Genomic DNA, 23,486 nt, shown 5'->3' on the forward strand with positions numbered 1-23,486 from the left:
AAGTTATATTGATCGGCAATGCCTGCCACTATTGCCCTTGCGACTGTCTTTCTGTAGGAGTATGACCTGAGGAGAGCCTCTTCCTCTCTGTTGGTATAGAACCCCGACTCGCATAAGATCGAGGTCATGCTAGTCTCGCGCAATACGTGAAAGTCTGCGGTTTTCACTCCCCTGTTTCGCCGGCCTGTCATGTTCACCAAGTACTTTTGCACTTTAAGAGCCAGCTCGTACGCTTCCTTCGGTTTTGTAACATACACATACGTTTCGATTCCATTGGCACTGTTCCAAGAATTTTGATAGGCGTTAGCGTGAATTGAAATATAGGCGTCAACGTTCAGCCTATTTGCCTTGTCTGTCCTTTCTTGGAGCGGCACATCCCGGCTATCAGAATGCGCAATATAGACGGTCACATTCTGATAATTTTCAAGCTTTTCTCGGGCATAGGCAGCGACAGCCCGGTTAAATTCATACTCCCGCATCCCGGATGGGCTCCTTTTTCCAGCCGTTGAATAACCATGGCCGGCATCCAGCATAATTTTCATTCTGTAGGCTCCTTTCCATAATTATCCCACCTTTAATATATGGAAAAAGCTTCATAAAGGACATGGACAAGCCCAAAAAAATATCAATTCCTCGGCGCCCAAAGTATTATTGAGACCCCGACAAGACAAATTGCCGCTCCAATCCAGTCATAAAGGTCTGGAGTCTTTTTATCGACGCCCCATCCCCATAGTACCGCCAGGATGACGAACACTCCCCCATATGCCGCATACACGCGGCCGAACGTCGGAAATTTTTGCAATGTCGGAATGATGCCGTATGCAACCAGAATCAGACTGCCGGCAATTCCATACCAAAGCGGCCGGCTTTCCCTCAGCCATAGCCAAACCAAATATCCCCCGCCTATCTCCGCGAGGCCGGCTAGTATAAACAATAGAATCGCAGTAAACATAGTTTTCCTCCTTGCTAATTGCCTAATATTCTTCAGGTAATTTTAACCTGGGTTTATTTTTAGAATTAATTCTAAATTGCTTTCGACCTTAGTCACACTGTAGAAGGTGGAAAATCCCCGGAACTACCAGTGCAGCAATTGCTTTCTTATGCTTTAGTATATGGATTTGTAGACTTGCTGTCTAAGCCCGGAATTCCGTCCTTTGGTTCCAGGGCAATTAATGCTAAAATATGAGAATGATACAAAGGGTTTACATTGATGATTTCGATCCGAATAGGAGGAACATAATTTGCTGAAGGTACGCACCAGAGATATATATGAAAAATTCGGACTTGAGTTGGTTTGCGGTGAGGAGGGCATAGACAGGCCGATTACGACCAGTGATCTTTCCCGGCCAGGGCTGGAGCTTGCGGGTTACTTCAATTACTACCCGGCAGACCGGATCCAGCTGCTCGGCATGACTGAGCTAACGTTTTTTGACAGGCTCGCCAAAAAAGACCGGGTGGAGAGAATGGAGGAACTTTGTACCGACATTACTCCAGCCATCATTATTACCCGCGGTCAGGAGGTTCCGCCGGAGCTGATTGAAGCAGCCGAGCGCGATTCTGTTCCTGTTCTCAGGACCGGCCAGAAAACAACCCGTTTCTCCGGAAACCTGACGAATTTCCTTGAGGCGAAGCTTGCACCGACAACTGCTGTCCATGGCGTTTTGGTCGATGTCTACGGCGTGGGAGTGCTTATAACCGGAAAAAGCGGCGTCGGTAAAAGTGAGACTGCCCTTGAACTCGTCAAGCGCGGCCACCGTTTAATTGCGGACGACTGTGTTGAAATTCGCCAGGAAGACCAGGATTCATTGATTGGCACGTCTCCTGAACTGATTGAACATTTACTTGAAATCCGCGGGCTTGGCATCATTAACGTGATGACGTTGTTCGGGGCGGGCGCGGTCCGCAGCAACAAGCGGATCAACCTGAATATTGATCTTGAGATTTGGGATCAGCACAAACAGTATGACCGGCTCGGGCTTGATGAGGAGAAGATGAAAATTATGGACTCCGAAATCACAAAGCTGACTGTCCCGGTTCGCCCGGGGCGGAACCTTGCCGTTATCATTGAAGTTGCATCAATGAATTTCAGGCTGAAGAACATGGGTGTTAATGCTGCCCAGCAGTTTACGGATAAATTGAATCACGCGATTGAAGAGGGCGACAATGAAGATGCTTTCTAGAAAGGTGAACGGGGCGAATAGGGAGACACTGTCCTGAAGCCTTGCTTGTCGTTTCGGCCGAGGCGAAGCCTTTTTTCAAAAAAAAGAGAGATTAAAGGAGAATGAGGATGGAAGATAAGTATGCTGCGCTTGACCCGATTGCGTTTTCGCTGGGGCCGTTTACGGTGCATTGGTATGGGCTGATTATTGGGACTGGGCTTGCGCTCGCGCTGTTTCTTGCGATGCGGGAGAGTGACCGGAGGGGTTTGCCGAAGGAGACGTTCCCGGATTTGATGATTTGGGCGATTCCGATTGCGATTTTGTCGGCACGGATTTATTATGTGATTTTTCAGTGGGAGTATTATGCGGACAACCCGGGCGATATTATTAAGATTTGGAATGGCGGGATTGCGATTCACGGTGCGCTGATTGGGTCGGTTCTGACGGCGTATTTCTTTACAAGGGCGCGCGGGATTTCGTTCTGGAAACTGGCTGATATTGCGGCGCCAAGCATTATCCTAGGGCAGGCGATTGGCCGCTGGGGGAATTTCATCAACCAGGAGGCGCATGGCGGCGAGGTGTCGCGTGAGTTTCTTGAGGGATTAATGCTGCCGGACTGGATTGTTAATCAGATGGAGATCAATGGGGTTTACTACCATCCGACGTTCTTATATGAGTCGCTTTGGAATTTTGCGGGGTTTGCTCTGCTGTTGTTGCTGCGGCGTGTGAATTTGCGCCGCGGGGAAAGCTTTCTTGCGTATGTGATTTGGTATTCGGTCGGACGCTTCTTTATTGAGGGCTTGCGGACGGACAGTCTGATGCTTGGTCCGCTGCGGATTGCGCAGGTCATCTCGCTTGTGCTAATTGTGGCTGCGGTGGCATTGATTGTGTATCGCCGGAAAAAGGGACTGGCTGAGGCGCGGTATTTGAACGAGGATGGTGCCGGGAAGCCAGCTGTCGCGAAATAATAGTAATTCGGCGATTTTAAAAATGTATCGGCGATTTTAGAATTAATTCGGCGATTTTAATGTATGGACAAAGGAGTTTAGTGCTGATGTTGTTCAATTCTTCAAAAAAAGGACTCCTGGTCGGCGTGAAGACAACGTGGTCGCTTGGGAAAGTGATTTTTCCAGTCACGCTGATCGTGTCCATTTTGCAATATACGCCAGTTTTGCCGTGGTTAATGAAGGCGATAGAGCCGTTAATGATGCTGATTGGGCTGCCCGGCGAGGCGGCGATTCCACTTGTGCTTGGGAACTTCCTGAACTTGTATGCGGCAATCGGGGCTATCCTGACGCTTGATTTTACAGTAAAAGAAGTGTTTATTCTCGCGGTCATGCTAGGTTTTTCGCATAACTTGATAATTGAAAGCACGGTTGCCTTGAAGGCGGGAGTGAAAATCTGGATTGTCCTCACTGTTAGGCTTGGGCTCGCGTTTCTGTCTGCCGCGGTCATCAATCTTGTGTGGCATGGAGGCGGCAGTAAGGCAGTGTACGGATTCATCCAGGCTGCAGATGAGCCTGCCGTTGGTACGGCAGCAATTTTACTTGAAGCAATTAACAAGGCCGGAATTGGAATTGTTCAGCTTGCGGCAATTGTTATTCCGCTTATGATAATGATCCAGGTGCTGAAGGATTTGCAGTGGCTTGGGAAATTTTCAAAAACAATGGCTCCAATGACTCGAACTCTCGGTATGCAGGAGAATACGTCGACGACAATGGCGGCGGGGCTTTTGTTCGGGCTTGCCTACGGGGCTGGTGTCATGATCCAGGCGGTTGAGGAAGACGGGGTCAGCAAGAAGGATGCAACGCTGGCGTTCATTTTTCTCGTTTCCTGCCATGCGGTCATCGAGGACACGCTCATTTTCATTCCGCTCGGGATTCCTGTTTGGCCGCTGCTGTTAATCAGGGTTGGTGTGGCTGTGCTGCTGACGCTGATTGTCGGTACGATTTGGAAACGGGCCGGCCTGATTCGCAGGAAGGAAGTCAATATTTGAGCCCGTTTTTTATCATAGAAAGGAAGCTGCTATGCCTATGAAAATTGATACGATCCTATTCGACCTCGATGGGACGCTGATTGATACAAATGACCTTATTATCAACTCGTTCCTTCATACGCTGGGCCACTATTATCCGAATAAATATCAGCGTGATGATGTTCTGCCATTCATGGGGCCATCGCTCCGTGAGACGTTCGGTGCGATGGACTCAGAGAATGTCGAGGAAATGATTGTGACCTACCGCAAGTTTAATGTTGAAAATCATGATGAGCTGGTCAAGGAATTCCCCAATGTACTCGAGGCTGTCCAAGCGCTGAAGGAAGGCGGGTACAAGATTGGCATTGTGACGACGAAAATGCACGACGTTGTTATGAAGGGCTTGAGGCTGGCAAAATTGGACAAGTACTTTGATGTAATTGTCGCGCTGGACCATGTGACAAAGGAAAAGCCGGATCCTGAACCGATCCTCCTTGCATTGGAAAAGCTTGGCTCAAAGCCGGAAACTGCAATCATGGTCGGTGATAACTATCACGATATTTTGGCTGGGAAAAATGCCGGGACGTTGACAGCCGGGGTTGCCTGGTCAGCCAAGGGCCGCGAGTATTTGGAAAAATTCGAGCCCGATTTCATGCTTGAAAGTATGACCGATATTCTCGGCATCGTAGGCGTTGAGACGGAATGAGGCGGACCGAACGGTTTCCTGTCGAAGGCGCCAATTCGCTCTGGCACGTATATAAAACCGTCCCGTTTTTAAAAGTGGTCAAGAACTTCATTGTCATTCAGCTTGCCCGCTATACGCCGGTCCTTGGGATGAAGAACTGGCTGTATCGGAATTTCCTTGATATGAAAGTCGGCGAGCACACCTCGTTTGCGCTGATGGTCATGCTCGATATCATGTTCCCGGAGAAGATTTCAGTCGGGCACAACACGGTGATTGGCTACAATACAACGATTCTCGCTCATGAGTATCTTATTAAGGAATACCGGCTGGGTGAGGTTAGGATTGGCAGCGAGGTTATGATTGGGGCCAACTCGACGATCCTGCCGGGTGTTGTGATCGGCGACGGGGCTATTGTTTCTGCCGGGACGCTGGTACATAAGGATGTTCCTGCCGGGTCGTTTGTCGGTGGTAATCCGATGCGGGTTATTTATACCGCTGAGGAATTAGCGAAACGAAATGAGAATGACCCGATTTATGGGATCAAATAAGGAACCTTCCGGTGATTGCCGGAGGGTTTTTTGTATAGGAACGATTCTTCTTTTAGCTGTGTTATCCGCAAGTTCCGGTTTCTATCCACAAAATATTGGTGTATATCCGTAATTTTGAAGATTTATCCACAAGTTTCGAGACTCTATCCACAAATTGGGTATTCAATAATCTCCGGGATGTTACGCGGAAATATTCTGATTTATGACGTATTTCAATTGACGCTGGTTCGATGGAGAGGTAAACTAACAATAAATCTTTATCTTGTTAGCACATTAGCGAACTAAAGCAAATGCGATTATAGATATTCCAAAATGTAAAGGATGAGCAGAGTGGGCCGTTTGTTTATGTTTGAGAAACCGCTGGGCATGCGCGATACGCTGCCTGAGCTTTTTGAAAAAAAGAAAAAGGTGCGAACTTCTGTTGAAGAGATGATTGGCCGCTGGGGCTATCGGTTTATAGAGACACCGGCATTGGAGTATTACGAAACAGTCGGCGAGGCGTCGGCAATCCTCGACCAGCAGCTGTTCAAGCTGCTTGACCAGCAGGGGCACACGCTTGTGCTCAGGCCGGATATGACGGCACCAATCGCACGGGTGGCTGCATCGAGGCTGATGAAGGACGATACACCTCTAAAACTAGCATACTCGGCAAATGTATTCAGGGCGCAACAGCGCGAGGGAGGCCGGCCCGCAGAGTTTGAACAAATTGGCGTTGAGTGCCTGAATGATGAGACGGTTTCATGTGACGGAGAAGCGATCGCGCTTTTAACAGAATCGTTGGAGGCCGCGGGATTGAAAGAGTTCCAGATTTCAATCGGCCACATCGGTTTTGTTGATGAACTGTTTCAGCAAATCCTTGGAACGAGCGAACGCGCCGACCAGCTGCGCAAATTTCTTTATGAAAAAAATTATGTAGGTTACCGGGAACATGTAAAAAACCTGGGTTTGTCTTCAATCGATCGCCAGCGTCTTCTGCAATTTCTTGATCTTCGCGGTGGAGCAGATGTGATTGGGCAGGCGCTTGATTTGACCGAGAATGAGAAAGGTCGGGACGCAATCCGCCAGCTGAAGGAGTTATGGGAAATCCTTGAGGACTATGGTGTTGGCAGCCGCGTCAAGTTTGACCTAACGCTAGTCAGCCATATGAGTTATTACACGGGCATCTTGTTTGAGGTGTATGCGGACGGGGTTGGCTTTCCGCTCGGGAACGGCGGCAGGTACAACGGCCTTCTTGAAAAATTTGGCAGGACGGCGGGTGCAACCGGGTTTGCAATTAGGCTTGACCGCCTGCTGGAAGCGCTTGGGGATGTGGAGGGCGCTGAGGAAATCCACGCCATCTTATTTTCGCCGGAACGGAGGAAAGAGGCGTTCGAAGCGGCTTCAATTTTACGAAAAGAAGGCAAGCGCTCCGTGCTTCAGGATATTGGCGGCGTCAGGAATGTCGATGCGTTCGCAAGGAACTTTAGCGAGATTACTTACCTCCTTGGAGGGATTCAGAATGGATAGATGGTTAACGATTGCAATGCCGAAGGGACGGATTTTTGAGGAAGCAGCCGGGCTTCTGCGGGAGGCTGGCTACCAGCTTCCGCCTGAGTTCGATGAGTCACGGAAGCTGATTGTCGAGGCGGAGGAGGAACAGCTGCGATTTATATTGGCCAAGCCGATGGATGTTCCTACGTATGTTGAGCATGGCGTCGCAGACCTTGGGATTGCCGGGAAGGATGTCATGCTTGAGGAAGAACGGGTTGTGTACGAACTGCTGGATTTGAAGATTTCCTCGTGTTATTTGGCAGTTGCCGGGCTGCCGGGTACGAAAATGAGTGAGATTGCCCCGAAAATTGCTACGAAGTATCCTCATGTAGCAGCAGCCTATTTTAGGGAGCAGGGCGAGCAGGTTGAAATCATTAAGTTGAATGGATCAATTGAGCTGGCACCGATTATCGGGCTGGCAGACCGGATAGTCGATATCGTATCATCGGGCCGGACCCTTAAGGAAAACGGACTGGTTGAGTTTGAAAAAATAACTTCCATCACCTCCAGGCTAATCGTGAATCCGGTCAGCTACCGAATGAAGGATAAGTTAATCAACGACATGGTCAGTAGATTGAGCAAGGTTGTTGGAGGTGAACGACTATGAAAATTGTTTTTGCAGAAGAAGCTTTATCGATTAACCGATCGATTGAATCTGGAACGAACGAGCAGCTTGATGCGGTCCAGCGGATTTTGGCCGATGTAAGGGTTCGGGGAGACGAGGCAATCCGGGAGTATACCGAGAAGTTTGACGGGGTGCGGCTAGCTTCTTTTAAAGTAACGGAGAGTGAACTGGAGGCGGCGTATCGGGAAGTGGATGATACTTTTATAGAGATCATCAGGGAGGCTTCGGCAAACATACGTGCTTTTCACGAAAAGCAGCTTCGAACCTCGTGGCTTACCACCGAGGAGAACGGCACAATCCTTGGCCAAAAAATCACACCGCTTGTTAGTGCTGGCGTTTATGTTCCGGGCGGGACAGCCGCCTACCCATCATCGGTGCTGATGAACGTCATTCCGGCTCAAGTCGCAGGTGTAGGAAGAATTGCGATGGTCTCGCCTCCTGACAAAAACGGGCGGATCCCAGCTTCAGTGCTCATTGCGGCAAAGGAAGCTGGAGTAACCGAGATATATAAAGTTGGCGGTGCCCAGGCAATTGCAGCCCTCGCTTATGGGACGGAATCAATTGCGCCTGTTGATAAAATAACCGGACCTGGCAACATATACGTCGCTCTCGCCAAAAAAGAGGTATATGGCGATGTGGCCATCGACATGATCGCCGGGCCGAGTGAAATTGCGGTGCTGGCTGATGAAACGGCCTTTGCGGATGAAGTAGCCGCCGACCTGCTGTCACAAGCTGAGCATGATCCGCGAGCCTGCAGTGTACTGGTGACAACATCAAGGCTGCTGGCCGAGGAGGTTGCCCTTGAGATTGGAAGGCAGCTTGAATTGCTGCCAAGGCGGGATATTGCTTCGCGGGCTATTGAGGACTATGGCGCAATTTATGTCGCACGGGACATGGATGAAGCAGTCCGCCTGATTAACGAGCTGGCGCCTGAGCATCTTGAGATTATGACGGAAAATCCAATGGAGCTGCTGGGCAAAATCAAGCATGCCGGAGCTATTTTTCTAGGGAGGTATAGCTCGGAGCCTGTCGGCGATTACTTTGCCGGACCGAATCATGTGCTACCGACAAATGGCACAGCACGGTTCTCGAGCCCGCTCAATGTAGATGATTTTCAAAAGAAATCCAGCATTATTTCTTATAGTGGAGCTGCATTAAAGGCGAATGCCGGAAAAATTGCATCGTTTGCGCGCATGGAAGGCCTCGAGGCGCATGCCCGGGCAGTTGAAGCTAGACTTAAGAAAAAATAGAGGGATTACCGGTTCTAGGTGCCGGGAGTTTTATCGAAAAAAAACCTGGGTTTATCAAACAGTGTACGCTCTTGATAAGTTGAGATTCTCTTGATAAAACGGTAAACTCTCTTGATAAGTTAAGGATTTCTCTTGATAAAAGTGTGTACGTTAAAACTTTTCTATAAAAAATGTCGGACTCTGGATCGTGTTTTCACCCTTGTAACCAGAGACTCGTTATTGGAGGAGCCAACAATGGAGCGAATTGCCGAAATTGAACGGAAAACAAATGAAACGAATATCAAGCTTTCACTTGAGCTTGACGGGGAGGGCCGCTCGGAGCTTGAAACAGGCGTCCCTTTCCTCACCCATATGCTCGAGTTATTCGCCAAACATGGTCAATTCAATTTGATGGTTGATGCAAAAGGAGACATTGAGGTTGATGACCATCACACAACAGAAGACATTGGGATTTGCCTTGGCCAGGCAATCCGCGAGGCGCTTGGGGAAAAACGAGGCATCCGCCGTTATGGAAATGCGTTTGTCCCGATGGATGAAGCATTGGCGCAAGTGGTGATTGACCTGAGCAACCGGCCGCATCTTGAAATGCGGGCAGAGCTTCCTTCAGCGAAAGTTGGAACATTTGACACTGAGCTTGTCCATGAATTCCTATGGAAACTTGCCCTTGAAGCCCGGATGAATTTGCACATTATCGTCCATTATGGAAAAAACACTCACCATATTATAGAAGCGATTTTTAAGGCTCTGGCACGGGCGCTAAATGAAGCATCATCGATTGACCCGAACCTTCAAGGCCGGCTTCCTTCAACAAAGGGAATGCTTTAAAGCAGCCATCATTGCTTCCTGATCTAAATGCAATGTGGGCGAGGGGACGTGGACGTTGGCTACCTTAGAAAGGATTGAACGAAATGATTGGCATTATTGATTATGGAATGGGTAATTTATTCAGTGTCTCAAAGGCACTTGAACGGCTGGGTGCCCGTTACTTCCTTTCCGGGGACCGGGCCGAGCTGGCGGAAGCGGATGCTCTCATCCTCCCCGGGGTCGGCTCCTTCCGCGATGCAATGTTTCTATTAAAGTCGGAAGGACTAGCGGATATGCTCCATGGTTATGCAGCTTCAGGAAAGCCGCTGCTCGGTATTTGTCTTGGTATGCAGCTTCTTTTTGAAGAAAGCGCGGAGAACGGCCCTGCGGAAGGGCTGGGAATTCTGCCTGGCCGGGTTGAGCGATTTACTGGTTTGGCAGCGGATGGTACTCCTTATAAGGTACCGCACATGGGCTGGAACAGGCTTAGCTTTAAAAAGGAATCGCCGATTCTTTCTGGTCTTGAAGAAGGCCATGTGTATTTCGTCCATTCCTATTTCGTTAAAGCCGATAATCCGGAATACCTTATTGCTCAAGCAAACTACAACGAGGAGGTTTCCGCTGTAGTCGGCAAAGGAAACGTGTACGGCATGCAATTCCACCCTGAAAAAAGCGGCCCACTCGGCATCCAGCTTCTCCAAAACTTCCTCAAGCTCGCCCAAGCCCAGGAAGCAAAAAAATAACAGGCAAAGAATGCGGTGGAAAGTGGCAATGTAGATATTCCTTCGGCAAAGAAATACTTAAAAACCAAACAATGTCCACCTGGAATGGACAAAGTGCGTTGAAAGTCCACAAGAGGGGTCTGACCCCAGGAGGTGCAAGAATGAGTTTTACGATTTATCCGGCGGTTGATATGCGGGGCGGGCGGTGTGTTCGCTTGTTGCAGGGGGATTATGGGAAGGAGACGGTGTATGGGGATTCGCCGTTTGAGATGGCCAGGAGGTTTGCGAAGGATGGTGCGTCCTGGATTCACATGGTCGATCTTGATGGAGCGAAGGACGGCAAACGGGTGAATGACCGATTTGTGATTCAAGCCGCACAGGAGCTCGCGCATGTGCGAATCCAGATTGGCGGCGGCATCAGAACGGAAGCTGATATTGCCCACTATCTTGACCACGGCGCAGCCCGTGTGATTATCGGAAGTGTCGCCATTACCAACCCTGATTTTGCAGAAAAGATGATCAAAAAGTACGGCAGCCGGATTGCGATTGGCCTTGATGCAAAAGATGGTTTCGTTGCCACGCATGGGTGGCTGGAAACATCCACTGTCAAGGCTGTTGACCTTGGGCGCCGCTTTGCCGAGGCGGGAGCAGAGACCTTTATTTTTACTGATATTGCTACAGATGGGACACTTGCCGGGCCAAATAAAGCGGCAACTGCGGATCTCGCCAGTGCCACTGGAAAAACAGTCATTGCTTCAGGCGGCGTGAGTTCGCTTGATGATTTGCGGACACTGGCCGCAGAAAAGGGAATCAGTGGTGCTATTGTCGGCAAGGCATTGTATGAAAACCGATTTACGTTAAAAGATGCACTTCAGGCAGTTTCCGATTGACGTCTCTGCCCGAATTAATTGAATTTAGGGTCTTAATTATTGAAAAAAATGTCCAAATTACATCAGATAGAAGATAAGGCGGTGACCCAATGCTTACAAAACGAATCATTCCCTGTTTGGATGTGAAAGACGGGCGCGTTGTGAAGGGTATCCAGTTTGTCCAGCTCCGCGATGCCGGGGACCCCGTCGAGATGGCCAAGTTTTACGATGAGCAGGGTGCGGATGAACTTGTGTTCCTCGATATATCCGCCTCGCATGAGGGCCGGAAGACGATGGTCGAAGTCGTCAGGCAGACAGCTTCAGAGCTTGCGATTCCGTTCACGGTTGGCGGCGGGATCAACTCTCTTGAAGATATGAAAACCATCCTCCGCGGAGGTGCCGACAAGGTTTCTCTGAATACTGCCGCTGTTCAGAACCCGGAATTAATCAAGCAAGGGGCCGATTATTTCGGGTCGCAATGTATCGTTGTCGCCGTTGATGCGAAATATGAACCGGAGTGGGGAACATGGCAGGTTTATACCCATGGAGGCAGAAAACCGACAGGCATAAAGGCGCTGGACTGGGTAAAACAGGCAGAAGCGCTTGGAGCCGGAGAATTTCTCCTGACTAGCATGAATTGTGACGGTGAAAAAAGCGGTTTTGACATCGCGCTTACAAAGGCGGTTAGCGAGGCTGTTTCAGTCCCTGTGATTGCTTCAGGAGGGGCTGGCAATGCCGCACACTTTGCTGAGGTATTCATGGAAGGGAAGGCAGATGCTGCACTGGCAGCGTCCATTTTCCACTATAAAGAAACATCCGTTGCGGAAGTAAAGCAATTTTTGAAAAAAGAAGGGGTTGAGGTCAGGTGAACATTGCTGAACTTACATTTGATGAAAAAGGCCTGATTCCGGCCGTTGTCCAGGACAGCAAAACCAAGGAAGTGCTGACTGTCGCCTATATGAATAAGGAATCTTTGGCCCGCACGGTGGAGACAGGAGAAACATGGTTCTACAGCCGCTCGCGCCAGGAGTTGTGGCATAAGGGTGGAACGAGCGGAAATACCCAGAGCGTCACAGAAATCAAATTTGATTGTGACAGTGATGCCCTTGTTGTCCTCGTTGAACCGGCCGGGCCTGCCTGCCATAACGGCACAACATCATGCTTCAGCGAAACGCTCTATTCAAAGAATTCGCCAGAGCAGGCGCTGCCGTCTTACCCTATTCCAGATGAGACCGATGACGTTAGTCTCGCTGATTACACGCTTGTGAAAAAACTTGTCGAGGATGAATTTAGTATCTTAAGGAAACTTGAGTCACTCATCAAGGACCGCGAACAGGAACGTCCTGAAGGTGCGTACACGACATATCTCTTCGAAAAAGGGGTCGACAAAATCCTGAAGAAGGTAGGCGAAGAGGCATCAGAAGTTATCATCGCCGCCAAGAACTGCGATCCGGAAGAGCTCAAATGGGAAACAGCCGACCTCCTGTACCACTTGCTCGTCCTGCTCCGCGAACAAAATCTGCCATTGAAGGACGTGCTAGCCGTCCTCGAGGAGCGCCATGCTAGCCATGATAAGCAATAAGTGGTCTGGGGACCGTCAATTCTGGACTTCCTATTAATCCATTAGAAGAGCTCTAATGGATTAATTTATCTTCCTGAACCGCCAATTAATCCAATAGAAGAGTCCTAATGCCATCAATTAATCCATTAGAAGCGCTCTAACGAATGAATTCATATTCCGGACCTCCAATTAATGGCGCCCGTCTTTCGCTTTTTTTAATAATCACACCCCCCGAATCTGACATCCTTCCAAGCTGAAAAACTGCCAATCCTATCCTAACCCCCAGCCCCACCTCCACGGATGAAGAGTTTTGTGGTATACTACTCTAGTTATTACATTTGTGGAGGACTTCATGGGGAAAGACTCGAAAGCTATTAAATCCAAGGGGAAACTTCTCTCCTTTTTCCCGACGGGTGAGTACTATTTCACAAAAGGGCTGAAGGCCTACCACCGCCGGGATTTTGAAAAAGCGAAACGATATCTGCAGCGGGCGTTGCAGCTTGAGCCGGGAGAACCGATGATAGCGTGCCAGCTTGCTTTGGTATGGACCGAAATCGGTGAATATACAAATTCTAATCGGCTGCTGCATATGATTTTGGATGAATTGGATCCTCATATGAACGAGTGCCATTATTTTTTAGCAAATAATTATGCCCATTTGGGATTCTTTAAAGATGCTACACGTCATTCCAGGCTTTATTTGGAGCTCGAGCCCGATGGCGAGTTCTATGATGACTCCGAGGATCTGCTCGAGCTGTTAGTCATGGAAAGTGGTGACGACGAGGACGAGGATGATTGGTACCAGGAGGACGACCTGATGATTCGCCAGGAGGAGGCGCGAAATCTCCTCGAAACTGGGTATTTCCCTAAGGCGATTGAAATGCTGAAGGGAATCGTCGAGGAATATCCAACATACTGGTCTGCTTATAACAATCTGGCACTTGCCCATTTTTACATGGGAGAAGCGGAAGTGGCAGAGTCCGTCCTTGCTGATGTGCTTGAGCGCAATCCAGGCAATCTGCATGCACTTTGTAACCTGCTTGTCTTCGCGCATTACAAACGGGAAACTGAGGAAAAAGACAGGCTGATTGCAGTTTTGAGGAAAGTCAAGCCGATGATGTCTGAGCATCAATTCAAGCTGGGCGCGACATTTGCGCTGGCAGGCGAGTATGAGCTGGCTTTCGAATGGCTGAAGCGGCTCTACAAGTATGGCTTTGAAGGAGATGGCCCATTTTATTACTGGTTTGCGCACTCCGCTTACTTTACTGGCAGGGAAGAGCTTGCCAGGTCAATCTGGAAAAAAGTAATTGAAATCAATCCGGATAAAGAAGGTTCCGAGCCGTGGAACGAAACCGCCTCGGCTGGAATGGAGGATCTTCCCCGCTCAATTTTGCAAAAGATGGACAGTGAATACTTGGAGGAAAGGCTGTTTGCACTCTTCCTTGCATCTCTTTCAACCAAAAGGGATGAATTGCTTTCTTCCAGGGAAGCCTGCCAAAACGGGAAATTCACTGTGCCGGAAAAAGAATATTTGGCCTTTTTAAAGTGCGGGAAGCCTACATTTATGGCGGCCGCCCATGAGACAGCAGAAATGTTCTACGATGCGCACCAGCCAATTGGAGCGCTCGAAGCCGGCCTGTATTTGATGTGGTTCGCTGTAGCCGCCGAGGCCAAATCCCATGGTCTCGATCTTAAAAACAAAAAAGCGTGGGCAGCAGCAACCGAATATGTCTGGTTTAAATACAAGAACGAGCATATGACAATGGCTGAACTTGGCGGGCGCTATGGCCTTTCTGCTGCAACAGTCGGGAAATATGTTAAGCTCGTTGATTCTTGCCTTCTTTTATAAGAAACGGCGATATTGTACTGATAATGGGACAATGATTTTATGCCTATATGCTGATCGCTCTCTACGGAGGCGGTCAGCTTTTTGTATACGCTTCTGAGCATTCTGTTGGACTCTTGAACCCGTGTTTTATAGGATAAGGATGACAAGGGAACTCTATACAAAACGTGTCCGAAATATCTTTGTTTAGGTTCACTCACTTTAGCAATAATAGAAATGCGATCGTTCATATATAGATAGGAGTGACAGGCATGTCAGAAGAAAAAATTTACGACGTCATTATTGTAGGCGCCGGTCCTGCAGGGATGACAGCGGCTGTTTATACATCAAGGGCGAACCTTTCTACTTTGATGATTGAACGCGGCATTCCGGGCGGCCAGATGGCCAATACGGAGGAAGTTGAGAACTATCCGGGCTATGAGCATATCCTTGGACCGGACCTGTCCACGAAGATGTTCGAGCACGCCAAGAAATTTGGCGCTGAGTATGCATATGGCGATATTAAAGAAGTCATCGACAATGGTGATACAAAAACCGTCATTGCCGGCTCTAAGGAATATAAGGCATACTCTGTTATCATTTCCGCTGGTGCCGAATATAAGAAGATTGGTGTCCCTGGTGAAAAGGAACTTGGCGGCCGCGGTGTTTCGTATTGCGCGGTTTGCGACGGTGCCTTTTTCAAAAATAGGGAGCTTGTTGTCGTTGGCGGCGGCGATTCCGCGGTTGAGGAGGGTGTTTACCTGACCCGCTTTGCAACAAAGGTAACGATTGTCCATCGCCGCGATGAGCTTCGTGCCCAGAAAATTCTGCAAGACCGTGCGTTTGCCAATGAAAAAGTTGATTTCATCTGGAATCATACTATCAAGGAAATTAACGGCAAAGACGGCAAAGTTGGCAGCGTAACGCTTGTTTCAACTGTTGACGGCACGGAAACCGAATTCCCGGCAGATGGCGTCTTCATTTACATCGGCATGGTTCCTCTCTCGAAACCATTTGAAAACCTTGGTATTACTAATGCCAATGGCTACATCGAAACGAACGAGAAAATGGAAACAAGAGTGAAAGGCATTTTTGCGGCTGGCGATATCCGTGAAAAAACGCTCCGCCAGATTGTTACTGCAACTGGTGACGGCAGTATCGCGGCCCAGGCAGCCCAGCACTATGTTGAGGAAATAAAAGAAGAAATCAAAGCAAGGCAAGCGTAAAGTGAAACTTCTATCAATGGCGGTTTTACGCTGATGGTTAGCCGCGTACAAGCCCGGGTGGCCGCTATCCAAATAGGAGTGGCTGGCTTTTTATTTTAGACATGGTTAATCGAGTTGCATAAAAAGTTTTTGGGAAATTTGTCCAATAAAATTAACTGCTTTTTAACCTGATTGTAACAAGAGTGAAATAATGGTAGGGTATGATAAAAATAGAAATTGACCCCCTTTTATATACCCTTATCGCACGGGCGACTGCCCGTGCCCTTTTTTTGTCCGCTTCAGCAAAGTTATATAGAAACATATCTGATTCCCTTCATTGTAGGGCATTACTAAAAATAGTATAATAAAGCAAAGCTTCAATCGGGGCGGAATTATTTTTCCCCACTGATTGTGGATTAAGCGATTCGGGCTTTGATCCCCACTTCCTTCTTTGAAAACCCGGAATTTTTGAGGTGGGGGACTTACTACCCGTTAATGCGGGATAAAGTGAAACAACTCTAAAACTTCGGGATAGGGATTCCTATTCTTCTTTAGGATTTAGTGGTTGCATAATTGAGGTGGAAAGAACATGCAGAGGGTTGCCAATTGTGTGTTGATGAAGGAAGACAAAATCTTTCTTTTGCAAAAACCGCGCCGGAGCTGGTGGTCGGCACCTGGTGGGAAGATGGAGCCGGGCGAATCGATCCGCGATGCGGTGATACGCGAATACCGTGAGGAAACCGGGATGTATTTAAAAAATCCAAGGTTAAAAAGCGTGTTTACGATTATTATCCAGGAAAATGGCCAAACGGTAAACGAATGGATGATGTTTACCTTCCTTGCAACCGACTCAGAAGGAATGCCGAATGAAACATGCGAAGAAGGCATCCTTAGCTGGCATTCCGCCGAAAAAATTGCGGAATTGCCCATGGCTCCGGGAGACTACCATATCCTGGACTATGTCATGCATGGCCATGATCTCATCTACGGTACTTTTACCTATACGCCTGATTTTGAACTAATCAGCTATAGGCTTGATCCGCAATAGCCAGAAAACGAAATTAACAATAGAAATTTTTTTTAGGGGGAATATGGATGAGCACTGGTTCAGTCCATGATACACAAATGGTCATCATAACGGGGATGTCGGGTGCCGGTAAAACGGTTGCCATCCAGAGCTTCGAGGATCTGGGATTCTTCTGCGTCGACAACCTGCCGCCGACCCTCCTGCCAAAATTCCTCGAACTTATGAAAGAGTCCGGGAATAAAATGAATAAAGTTGCCCTCGTCATGGATTTGCGCGGCCGGGAATTTTTTGATCACCTATTCAAGGCGCTTGATGAACTGGCTGAAACGTCCTGGGTGACACCTAAAATTTTATTCCTGAATGCAGATGATGCCGCACTGGTACGCCGCTATAAAGAAACGCGCCGTTCGCATCCTCTTGCAACAGAGGGCCTCCCGCTTGAAGGAATCAAGCTGGAACGCGAGCTTCTTGAAGAACTGAAGGGCAGGGCCCAAATCATTTATAACACTTCTGATATGAAGCCAAGGGAATTGCGGGAGAAAATTCTCTGTGAATTTTCAAAAAATAATCAGACGACCTTTACCGTAAATGTTGTTTCGTTCGGTTTCAAGCATGGAATCCCGATTGACGCCGATCTTGTTTTTGACGTACGGTTCCTGCCGAATCCGCACTATATTGAACATATGAGGCCAAAAACTGGATTGGATAAGGAAGTATCCGATTATGTGCTGAAAATGAAAGAAACGCAGATGTTCATTCAAAAATTGACTGACCTGTTGACATTCATGCTTCCCCACTACAAGCGGGAGGGAAAGTCGCAGCTTGTTGTTGCCATTGGCTGTACCGGTGGACAGCACCGCTCGGTAACCCTGGCTGAATATATTGCCCGTTTTTATGAAGCAGAATACAAGACAGTCGTCTCACACCGAGACATTGAAAAGAGGAAGGAAAAAACGACATGACCAAGACAGGACACCCTAGAGTCGTCATCATAGGCGGTGGAACAGGCTTGCCTGTCCTCCTGAGAGGGTTGAAGAAATATCCAGTCGATATCACGGCAATTGTAACTGTCGCGGATGACGGCGGCAGCTCAGGCAGGCTGCGCGAGGACCTAAACATCCCGCCGCCTGGTGACGTAAGGAACGTCCTGGTTGCCTTATCGGATGTTGAACCGCTTGTGGAGGAGATGTTCCAGCACCGCTTTGCTACATCAAATGAACTTTCGGGCCATTCGCTAGGCAACTTGATCCTGGCAGCGATGGCCTCGATAACAGGCAACTTCACCCATGCTATCCAGGAAATGAGCAAGGTCCTGAATGTACGTGGGAAGGTACTTCCTGCCGCGGCCCAAAGCGTGGTTCTTCATGCAGAAATGGAAGATGGCACCGTCGTATCGGGAGAATCGAAAATTCCGTATTCCGGGAAAAAAATTAAGCGTGTGTATTTGACACCCTCCAAGATAAAACCGCTTCCGGAAACGCTACAGGCAATTCGGCAGGCCGATATGATCATCATTGGCCCTGGCAGCTTGTACACGAGCATCCTTCCCAACCTGCTTGTCAAAGAGCTGGGAGAGGCAGTATGCAAGGCAAAGGCACGCAAGGTGTATATTTGTAATTTAATGACGCAGGCTGGCGAGACCTTTGGCTACACGGCAAGTGACCATGTAAAGGCTATTTATGAACATATGAACTGTGCGTTTATTGATACCATCCTGGTAAACAATGAAAAAATTGATGAACACATACAGCTCCTCTATAAAGAAGAGCAGGCTCATCCGGTCAAATATGATACAGAAACGCTCGAGCAGCTGGGGATTGAGGTTGTTTTCGCTGAAATTGCCGTTCAGGATGGAACAGCATTGAGACATGATACGAAAAAGGTCGCATCAATTCTTTATTCAATGCTCAAAGGATAGGTAAATTTAAACATAGGACATATTTTTCAAACAATGCCAATAGATTAAAGTTAATATAAGTATAGTAGCAGGAGTGCTTTCCATAAAAAATCGGACTTTCTCTCATTATACTTTTGGCTGTGTTAAACAAGAATGTTGAGTTTAAGGGCAAGAATAATTGCTTAGGAAAAAAGTGAGGCTGGATTTTAGATATAGACTTCGCGCATTCGACTTTAAAATCAACTCTGTTTAAGAAGCACAACTTTTTCAACAAGGCCATTTTTTAAAAAATGGGCGTAAAAGAAAAATTCACCGAAACTAAAATCTATCTTATACGTACTATTAATTATTGCCATGCAAACGTTTGTCTGGCCTGGAGGTGAGGAAATGTCTTTTGCGTCAGAAACAAAAAAGGAACTGACGAATATTGAAGCGAAGCCTTGCTGCCAAAAAGCAGAGCTGTCCGCCTTGATTCGGATGAACGGATCCCTGTCTTATTCAAATCGGAAGCTTGTGGTTGACATCCAGACAGAAAACGCTGCGATTGCCAGAAGGATCTATACTCTGATAAAGAAAAATTATCAGACCGAGGTTGAGCTATTAGTCAGGAAAAAGATGAGGCTGAAGAAAAACAATGTGTACATTGTTCGCCTTGCCAGGTACACGAAGGAAATACTTGAAGATTTAATGATTATAGGTGAAGGGTTCACTATTAATCATGCAATATCAGCTGAGCTTTTGAAGAAGAAATGCTGCAAACGGGCATACCTGCGCGGGGCTTTTCTCGCTGGGGGCTCGGTCAATAACCCTGAAACATCATCTTATCACTTTGAAATTTATTCAATGTACAAGGAGCATAACGATTCGTTGTGTGAATTGATGAATACATTCGGCTTGAACAGTAAAACACTAGAGCGTAAAAAGGGCTATATCACTTATTTGAAGGAAGCTGAGAAAATCACTGAATTCCTGAATATTATCGGTGCCCACAATGCATTGCTGCGATTTGAGGATGTGCGCATCGTACGGGATATGCGCAATTCGGTCAATCGCCTTGTCAATTGTGAGACGGCTAACCTCAATAAAACGATTGGCGCTTCACTAAGGCAAGTGGAAAATATTCGGTTTATTGACAGGACAGTCGGCCTGGAAATCCTCCCCGGAAAACTGAGGGAGATTGCGGAACTCAGGGTTGCCTACCAAGATGTAACGCTAAAGGAGCTTGGCGAAATGGTGTCCGGAGGGGCAATCAGCAAGTCGGGCATCAACCACCGCCTTCGTAAAATAGATGAAATAGCCGAGAAGCTTCGCGCTGGTGACACCGCCATGAAAATAAGGTGAACCTTCCATTGGTGGGGGATTCATCCCTACTGATGGTTAGCCGCGCCAGCCTAATTGATTTTTTAAGGGCTGAAGCAGTAAGAACAATCTTAGTTCACCAATCAGGGTAAGTTAATCCAGAGGTTCCGCCGGTGAAGCAAGAGTTAGTAAGGTATTTAGACGCCGCTCCAGCCGAGGGTGAGACCTAAAAGCAGGACAGGCACCATTATAGGCAGTAAACTGCCATAAGACGTACAGAGGAGGAAGAATGATGGTAGAGAAACAAGTCGAAGTCAAATTGAAGAACGGTCTCCAAGCACGGCCGGCAGCCCAATTCGTCCAGGAGGCAAACCGTTTTTCATCAGACGTATTTCTGCTGAAGGATGGTAAAAGGGTTAATGCAAAAAGTATCATGGGGCTAATGAGTCTGGCAGTCAGCACGGGCGCTGTCATCAACATTCAGGCGGATGGCCATGACGCAGACGATGCGGTTGAAGCTCTCTCTGCATTTGTTGCAAAAGAATAGCATTTTGTGAAAAACTGTAAGCGGATTCGCCCGAGGGCGAATTCGCTTTTGCTTTAGGGGTCAGACCCTTACCCCTGGGGGTAAGGGTCTGACCCCAGTAAAAAGACCGCTCCCATCCGGAAGCGGTCCTTATAATAAAGCTTATTTATCGTCTTTTTTCTTTTCTTCGAGAACATTGCGCGTGATGATGTGGTCAACGAGACCGTATTCTTTCGCGCGCTCAGCTGTCATGAAGTTATCGCGGTCTGTGTCTCTTGAAATAACTTCAAGTGGCTGGCCAGTGCGCTCTGAGAGAATGGTGTTCAGCTTGTCGCGCAGGAACAGGATGCGCTTTGCAGCAATTTCGATTTCCGTTGCCTGGCCTTGTGCTCCGCCAAGTGGCTGATGGATCATGACCTCAGCATTTGGGAGGGTATAGCGCTTGCCCTTTTCACCAGCAGCCAATAGGAAAGCACCCATTGAAGCGGCCATTCCGATACAGACAGTGGAAACGCTCGGTCTGATGTACTGCATTGTATCGTAAATCGCCATACCAGACGTGATGCTGCCACCAGGGCTGTTAATATAAAGAGTAATATCCTTTTCAGGGTTTTCAGCTTCAAGGAACAAAAGCTGTGCGACAATTGAGTTCGAAACGTTATCATCAATTGCGCTTCCCAGCATGATAATCCGGTCTTTCAAAAGGCGGGAATAAATATCGTATGCTCTTTCGCCACGGTTCGTTTGTTCGATAACTGTAGGAATCAAATTCATTTAGAAAGCCTCCCTTTTTGTATACGTTATGTATGTATCATACAACAATGGTCAATAAAGGTCAAACGAATCGCTTGATAGTCAAGCAGTGTTTTGTTCGACAATTTCCATGTCATCCATCTTACCCAAACTGGGTAATTTTAAACAAATTTAAGCTAACTTGTCCTTAAAGATCCAATACCGGTCAGATATCATTTTCCTATATCATAGTGCTCTTCAATATAGGCTGTTTCCTCTTCAAGGGAGAGAATCCCCGTCGCTTTTCCGACGGTTCCATCCTGCAAATCCCAGATGGCATTATGGTCCCTGTCCACCTGACTAAAGTCGCCCTCTTTCCATCTCATCAAAATATCCCGGTAAATCCGTTCATGTTTGAACTTCTTAGCTTCAAGGATGGCTAAAAGCCTGTCAATACGCTGTTCTGTCAGCGGTATTGATCCCCATTTTTCTTCTGCTTTTACCTTTTGATGGCTCATAAAGTGAATCGTATTTTGCATGGTCAGTTCCTTCATTGTCAAGGGCAGTTCGTTTTCAAGTTGAACTCTTGATATGTCATCGGCTATCAAAAACCCGGAGCCGCCTTCTGGAGCGTTGGCCTTGTTAGAGGATACCGCCTCGTCAGTGTTTAACTTGACTTTTGATTTAGGGATGAGGACGTCTGAAGCAAGCAAGGCTGCGCCAATAAGAACCATTAGTGCTGCGGAAACGGCTATCAGTATCTTTTTCTTTTTGCCATGCTTTCGCTCTGATCTGCTCATTCCCATTTCCCCCTCATAGCAGCAATATACTTCTTTTATAATGACGGCAAATGGCGGAGGCTACAAGTTTTTTGCATTCTATTCCATTGCTTCCAGTTGAATTTAATAGTCATTTTCAGGTTTGCCATTGACAAGATTAGACGATTTCGCTATTATTAGATAGGTCTTCACCAAAACAATGCCCTCGTAGTGCAACGGATAGCACGCAAGATTCCGGTTCTTGAAATTCGGGTTCGAGTCCTGACGAGGGCGTCCTTAATATCTAATTTCCCTGCGATTAATTTTCGCAGGGATTTTTTATTTTTTTTAATATCTTTTACTTAAAATACCACTAATAAATGCCACATATTTTCAATTGATTTTGTTTTTCTCAGGGGGCAGTTTCTCGAAGATGCTTTATAAACATAACCATACATTTTCCGCTGAGGTCGATAATTTGGGTGGTGATAGTCCTGATTTGTCTCATCTCATTTCCGCGTATGTATTGTCTTCCATTGCAGATTAGACATATAGATAGAATAATAAATGAAAGGAGGGCGGATTGCATGCAAAAGAAAGGATTTGACATACCGAAGAAACTTATTTGGAAAGCATATAAAAAATGCAAAAATACAAAGGTAGTCGGTATAGATGGGCAAAGCATGCGGGATTTTAAGGTAAACCGGTCGAAGCGAATTCATGAACTATGGAAGGAACTTTCATCGGGGGAATATGTTCCTTCTCCTGTTCTCAGAATATACAAGCGCAAGAAACATGGCGGATGGAGACCTCTGGGTATCACTACAGTAAGAGATCATCTCGTACAACAGTTAGTAAGGGATCATCTGTTTTCTGCATTCAAGGAGCAGTGGCATCCTAACTCTTTTTTTCATTTGAAGGGTAAAAAAGGAGGAAAAAGAGCTACCCTAGCACCGACACGTGACCGCTGGCTGAGCTATGATTGGACCCTTATTGTTGACATTAAAGAATATGCAGAAAACATTGACCATCAGACCCTTATAGGTATGCTAAGAAAACATTTCGATAATCCATGGGTATTGCTTTATACAGAACGATTGCTGAAAGCACCTGCACAATTGAACGATGGAACTTTAGTCAGAGGAAATAAAGGAATATCGCAAGGCAACAGTCTCAGTTATTTTCTGGTAGACTTCTACTTACATTATATTTTTGACCAATGGATGGAAAAGAATCATCCAAAAATTGTTTTCGAGCGCTACCTTGACGATATTTACATTCATTGCCACAGTGAAGCCCAAGCCCAAAACCTGCTCTCCCAGATTTCAGAAAGATTCACCCAGTATAAACTGAAAATAAACAAAAAGAAGACTAAAATTGTATATGGTCAGGATGGGCTTTAAAATAACAATCCTCTCTTTAATATTCAAAATCTGATTTGCATTGGTGGGGAATTGCCGGAGAACGTTGATATATGCCGTTTACAGGA

The 23,486-nt window shown here is 47.2% G+C and carries 25 protein-coding genes and 1 tRNA gene; 22 read left to right on the plus strand and 4 right to left on the minus strand.

Annotated elements, in window-relative coordinates; translation table 11 throughout:
- The coding region (locus TY16_RS03115) for an N-acetylmuramoyl-L-alanine amidase (RefSeq protein ID WP_081772860.1) at nucleotides 1-542 on the minus strand (542 nt) is incomplete at its 3' end.
- An 83-nt stretch (nucleotides 543-625) separates the two neighbouring features.
- Nucleotides 626-952 carry a YnfA family protein gene (locus TY16_RS03120; RefSeq protein ID WP_043930280.1) on the minus strand — a complete coding sequence of 109 codons (327 nt, stop codon included), beginning with the start codon at nucleotides 950-952 and terminating at the stop codon, nucleotides 626-628.
- Between the two features lie 289 nt (nucleotides 953-1,241).
- Here TY16_RS03120 and hprK point away from each other — a divergent pair, with 289 nt between their 5' ends.
- The 20 genes from hprK (at nucleotide 1,242) to TY16_RS03220 (ending at nucleotide 20,528) form a co-directional block, all read left to right on the plus strand.
- Nucleotides 1,242-2,180, plus strand: coding sequence for an HPr(Ser) kinase/phosphatase (hprK, locus tag TY16_RS03125; protein ID WP_043930281.1), 939 nt, complete (start codon nucleotides 1,242-1,244; stop codon nucleotides 2,178-2,180).
- A gap of 107 nt (nucleotides 2,181-2,287) precedes the next feature.
- Nucleotides 2,288-3,127, plus strand: a complete 840-nt coding sequence (lgt, locus tag TY16_RS03130; RefSeq protein ID WP_043930282.1) for a prolipoprotein diacylglyceryl transferase — start codon at nucleotides 2,288-2,290, stop codon at nucleotides 3,125-3,127.
- A gap of 86 nt (nucleotides 3,128-3,213) precedes the next feature.
- Nucleotides 3,214-4,155, plus strand: a complete 942-nt coding sequence (locus TY16_RS03135; protein WP_043930284.1) for a nucleoside recognition domain-containing protein — start codon at nucleotides 3,214-3,216, stop codon at nucleotides 4,153-4,155.
- Between the two features lie 37 nt (nucleotides 4,156-4,192).
- Nucleotides 4,193-4,840 carry a pyrophosphatase PpaX gene (ppaX, locus tag TY16_RS03140; RefSeq protein ID WP_043934460.1) on the plus strand — a complete coding sequence of 216 codons (648 nt, stop codon included), beginning with the start codon at nucleotides 4,193-4,195 and terminating at the stop codon, nucleotides 4,838-4,840.
- Nucleotides 4,837-5,367: an acyltransferase gene (locus tag TY16_RS03145; RefSeq protein WP_043930286.1), complete on the plus strand. Its 531-nt coding sequence runs from the start codon at nucleotides 4,837-4,839 to the stop codon at nucleotides 5,365-5,367. Before ppaX ends, TY16_RS03145 begins: the two co-directional genes overlap by 4 nt.
- A gap of 330 nt (nucleotides 5,368-5,697) precedes the next feature.
- Nucleotides 5,698-6,873, plus strand: a complete 1,176-nt coding sequence (locus TY16_RS03150; RefSeq protein WP_043930288.1) for an ATP phosphoribosyltransferase regulatory subunit — start codon at nucleotides 5,698-5,700, stop codon at nucleotides 6,871-6,873.
- Nucleotides 6,866-7,504: an ATP phosphoribosyltransferase gene (gene hisG / locus TY16_RS03155; protein WP_043930289.1), complete on the plus strand. Its 639-nt coding sequence runs from the start codon at nucleotides 6,866-6,868 to the stop codon at nucleotides 7,502-7,504. Before TY16_RS03150 ends, hisG begins: the two co-directional genes overlap by 8 nt.
- Nucleotides 7,501-8,772, plus strand: coding sequence for a histidinol dehydrogenase (gene hisD / locus TY16_RS03160; RefSeq protein ID WP_043930291.1), 1,272 nt, complete (start codon nucleotides 7,501-7,503; stop codon nucleotides 8,770-8,772). Before hisG ends, hisD begins: the two co-directional genes overlap by 4 nt.
- A gap of 234 nt (nucleotides 8,773-9,006) precedes the next feature.
- Nucleotides 9,007-9,597, plus strand: a complete 591-nt coding sequence (gene hisB / locus TY16_RS03165) for an imidazoleglycerol-phosphate dehydratase HisB (protein WP_043930292.1) — start codon at nucleotides 9,007-9,009, stop codon at nucleotides 9,595-9,597.
- An 83-nt stretch (nucleotides 9,598-9,680) separates the two neighbouring features.
- Complete coding sequence (gene hisH / locus TY16_RS03170) at nucleotides 9,681-10,319, plus strand: imidazole glycerol phosphate synthase subunit HisH (RefSeq protein ID WP_043930293.1); 639 nt, start codon at nucleotides 9,681-9,683, stop codon at nucleotides 10,317-10,319.
- 140 nt (nucleotides 10,320-10,459) lie between these two features.
- Complete coding sequence (gene hisA / locus TY16_RS03175; RefSeq protein ID WP_043930295.1) at nucleotides 10,460-11,188, plus strand: 1-(5-phosphoribosyl)-5-[(5-phosphoribosylamino)methylideneamino]imidazole-4-carboxamide isomerase; 729 nt, start codon at nucleotides 10,460-10,462, stop codon at nucleotides 11,186-11,188.
- An 89-nt stretch (nucleotides 11,189-11,277) separates the two neighbouring features.
- Entirely contained in the window at nucleotides 11,278-12,036 is a 759-nt protein-coding gene (gene hisF / locus TY16_RS03180; protein WP_043930296.1) for an imidazole glycerol phosphate synthase subunit HisF, read from the plus strand.
- Entirely contained in the window at nucleotides 12,033-12,749 is a 717-nt protein-coding gene (gene hisIE, locus TY16_RS03185) for a bifunctional phosphoribosyl-AMP cyclohydrolase/phosphoribosyl-ATP diphosphatase HisIE (protein WP_043930298.1), read from the plus strand. Before hisF ends, hisIE begins: the two co-directional genes overlap by 4 nt.
- Before the next feature lie 331 nt (nucleotides 12,750-13,080).
- The gene (locus TY16_RS03190; protein ID WP_043930299.1) at nucleotides 13,081-14,577 is read left to right on the plus strand and encodes a tetratricopeptide repeat protein; all 1,497 of its coding nucleotides are present in this window, start codon (nucleotides 13,081-13,083) and stop codon (nucleotides 14,575-14,577) included.
- A gap of 248 nt (nucleotides 14,578-14,825) precedes the next feature.
- Entirely contained in the window at nucleotides 14,826-15,779 is a 954-nt protein-coding gene (trxB, locus tag TY16_RS03195) for a thioredoxin-disulfide reductase (protein ID WP_043930300.1), read from the plus strand.
- 568 nt (nucleotides 15,780-16,347) lie between these two features.
- Nucleotides 16,348-16,806, plus strand: coding sequence for an NUDIX hydrolase (locus TY16_RS03200; protein WP_043930301.1), 459 nt, complete (start codon nucleotides 16,348-16,350; stop codon nucleotides 16,804-16,806).
- A 47-nt stretch (nucleotides 16,807-16,853) separates the two neighbouring features.
- Nucleotides 16,854-17,747 carry an RNase adapter RapZ gene (gene rapZ / locus TY16_RS03205; protein ID WP_043930302.1) on the plus strand — a complete coding sequence of 298 codons (894 nt, stop codon included), beginning with the start codon at nucleotides 16,854-16,856 and terminating at the stop codon, nucleotides 17,745-17,747.
- On the plus strand, nucleotides 17,744-18,703 hold the full coding sequence (locus TY16_RS03210) for a gluconeogenesis factor YvcK family protein (RefSeq protein WP_043930303.1): 960 nt from the start codon (nucleotides 17,744-17,746) through the stop codon (nucleotides 18,701-18,703). The genes rapZ and TY16_RS03210 overlap by 4 nt, the downstream gene beginning before the upstream one ends.
- Before the next feature lie 366 nt (nucleotides 18,704-19,069).
- Nucleotides 19,070-20,023 (plus strand): DNA-binding protein WhiA, encoded by a 954-nt coding sequence (gene whiA / locus TY16_RS03215; RefSeq protein WP_043930305.1) that lies wholly within the window; start codon nucleotides 19,070-19,072, stop codon nucleotides 20,021-20,023.
- Between the two features lie 250 nt (nucleotides 20,024-20,273).
- On the plus strand, nucleotides 20,274-20,528 hold the full coding sequence (locus TY16_RS03220) for an HPr family phosphocarrier protein (RefSeq protein WP_043930306.1): 255 nt from the start codon (nucleotides 20,274-20,276) through the stop codon (nucleotides 20,526-20,528).
- A 141-nt stretch (nucleotides 20,529-20,669) separates the two neighbouring features.
- Here the strand turns inward: TY16_RS03220 and clpP are convergent, their stop codons facing one another.
- Nucleotides 20,670-21,281, minus strand: a complete 612-nt coding sequence (gene clpP / locus TY16_RS03225) for an ATP-dependent Clp endopeptidase proteolytic subunit ClpP (RefSeq protein WP_043930307.1) — start codon at nucleotides 21,279-21,281, stop codon at nucleotides 20,670-20,672.
- Nucleotides 21,282-21,472: 191 nt separating this feature from the next.
- Complete coding sequence (locus tag TY16_RS25050) at nucleotides 21,473-22,039, minus strand: DUF6241 domain-containing protein (protein ID WP_052342572.1); 567 nt, start codon at nucleotides 22,037-22,039, stop codon at nucleotides 21,473-21,475.
- A gap of 180 nt (nucleotides 22,040-22,219) precedes the next feature.
- On the opposite strand from TY16_RS25050, the gene TY16_RS03235 reads away from it, so the two are divergent.
- Nucleotides 22,220-22,291: transfer RNA gene (locus TY16_RS03235), tRNA-Arg, on the plus strand.
- Nucleotides 22,292-22,584: 293 nt separating this feature from the next.
- The gene (locus TY16_RS03240; protein ID WP_052342573.1) at nucleotides 22,585-23,400 is read left to right on the plus strand and encodes a reverse transcriptase domain-containing protein; all 816 of its coding nucleotides are present in this window, start codon (nucleotides 22,585-22,587) and stop codon (nucleotides 23,398-23,400) included.
- Nucleotides 23,401-23,486: the final 86 nt, after the last annotated feature.

Source organism: Bacillus sp. EB01 (assembly GCF_000613125.1).
Taxonomy (GTDB): domain Bacteria; phylum Bacillota; class Bacilli; order Bacillales; family Cytobacillaceae; genus Bacillus_D.